The sequence below is a fragment of the Ideonella sp. P3_A4 genome (assembly GCF_056403075.1).
The window spans coordinates 1-2,024 of sequence record NZ_JBFUGE010000877.1 but is presented as its reverse complement, the minus strand read 5'-3'; the positions used below and the strand labels follow the sequence as shown (position 1 = coordinate 2,024).

The following is a 2,024-nucleotide window of genomic DNA, read 5'->3' as shown; positions in this document are numbered from 1 at the left end:
GGCCATGTCGAAGCGTGCCAGTGCCAGCAACTGGGCGAAGCGCGTGGCAGCGTTGGCTTGAGGCGCGGGCAGGGCACCGATGCGGGCGGTGGGAGCTGCAGCGACTTCGCGCTCGGCCGGCTTGACCGCGGCGTTGCCGGAGCGCGTCTCGAAACGGAAGATGCGCCAGGTGAAGGCGAACAAGGCTGCGGCCACGCCGATCCACAGCAGGCGGTTGGCGAGGAGCAGGCCCGTCAGCGGCGGCAGCATCGTGTTGCGGTCCGAGGCTGTCCAGTACTTGGTGGTGATGGACAGGGCCGAGAGGCCGAACGGATCCGTCAGCGCCGAGATCGTGTCCTGCTGCAGCTCGCGCAGCCAGATGCGCGAGACCGAAAAGCCCACCAGCATCGCGACGGCGCAGACATAGGTCCACATCATCGAGCGCGTGGCCGTGGCCAGCGCGAAGAAGGCGGCGCCGGTGATCAGCAGCGACGGCAGGCCGATCACGAAGAGGGCGTACAGGTAGTGCACGGGCACGAAGGGGCCGACCTTCTCGGCGTCCAACCAGGGCATGAAGGAGCCGATGGCGACGGCCAGGGGCACCGAAGCCAACACCAGCAGCGCGGCAGCCACGGCGCCGCTGAAGCGCCCGCCGAGGTAAGCGCCCTTGCGCAAGCGGGTGCTGCGCAGGATCGGCGCGAAGCCGGTTTCGTCATCGCGGATCACCGGGCCGGCCACCATGGCGACGACCACGAAGACCGCCAACACGGTCATGATGGCCATCATCTGCACGATGGCGTAAGGCGAGTTGATGTTGACGTTGCCCCGGCTGCCGATCTGGATCGTGTCGACCGTGGTGGCACCGAAGGCGAAGAGGAAGAACAGCAGGCAACCGACCCAGAACACGGGGCTCTTGATCTGGTAGCGCCATTCGAAGCTGGCAATGCTCGCAAACATGATCAGGCGGCCTTCTGTTGCTTGGCGGCGACCGAGGCTTCGGCCTGGCGATGGCGGGTCAGCGTCGCGAAGTAGACGTCTTCGAGACCGGCTTCGACCGGCGTGAAGCCCACACCCGGCGACGCATCGGCCACGACACGGATCACTGTGCGGCCGCCACGCAGCCGGGTGGCGATCACGGCATGCGCCTGGCGCGCCGAGTCGAGCTCGTGCTTGTCGATGCTGGCTTGCCAGATGCGGCCCTGGATCGCAGCGATCAGATCGGCCGGCGTGCCCATCTGCACGATGCGACCGCTGACCAGAATGGCCATGCGCGGGCACAGGTCGGTCACGTCGTCGACGATGTGGGTCGACAGGATCACGGCCACGCTCTCGCCGATTTCGGMCAGCAGGTTGTTGAAGCGGTTTCGCTCTTCCGGGTCCAGCCCGGCGGTGGGCTCGTCGACGATGATCAGACGCGGGTTGCCGATCAGCGCCTGGGCGATGCCGAAGCGTTGCCGCATGCCGCCCGAGAAACCGGCGATGGCCTTCTTGCGAACGTCCCACAGGTTGACCTGGCGCAGCAGCGCGTCGACGGTGTCGCGCCGCTCGCCGCGGCCGGCCACGCCCTTGAGCACCGCCAGGTGCTCCAGCATGTCGTTCGCCGAGACGCGGGGGTAGACGCCAAAGTCCTGCGGCAGGTAGCCCAGCGTGGCGCGCAGGGCTTCCGGCTGCTTCAGCACGTCGATCTCGGCGAAGCGGATCTGGCCCGAGGTCGGCACCTGCAACGTCGTCAGACAGCGCATCAGCGACGACTTGCCGGCGCCGTTCGGCCCGAGCAGGCCGAACATGCCGGCCGGGATGTCCAGCGATACCGCGTCGAGCGCGCGGGTGCCATTGGGATAGACGTGGGTCAGGTCTCGGATCTGCAGCATGGTTGTCTCGCTTTCATGGCCAGCTGGCGGCCGACGGGCCGCGAACGGCGTGGACTGTATTGGTGGACCAACACACGTTGGAGCGCGAAACGACAGACTGCGGGCGGGCGGTGACAGGCTGCAGTTGGTGCAGCATGAACGGAACGGCGCTGGCGATGGGCTGTGAAACCGGAT

1 protein-coding gene and 1 pseudogene are annotated in these 2,024 nt (G+C 67.3%); both read right to left on the bottom strand.

Annotation, left to right across the window (positions count from 1 at the left end; translation table 11 throughout):
- Nucleotides 1-936, bottom strand: a pseudogene (locus AC1DYI_RS33955) (hypothetical protein); the annotation flags it as partial.
- A 2-nt stretch (nucleotides 937-938) separates the two neighbouring features.
- Nucleotides 939-1,850 (bottom strand): ABC transporter ATP-binding protein, encoded by a 912-nt coding sequence (locus tag AC1DYI_RS33950; RefSeq protein WP_477208508.1) that lies wholly within the window; start codon nucleotides 1,848-1,850, stop codon nucleotides 939-941.
- Between the last annotated feature and the right edge of the window lie 174 nt (nucleotides 1,851-2,024).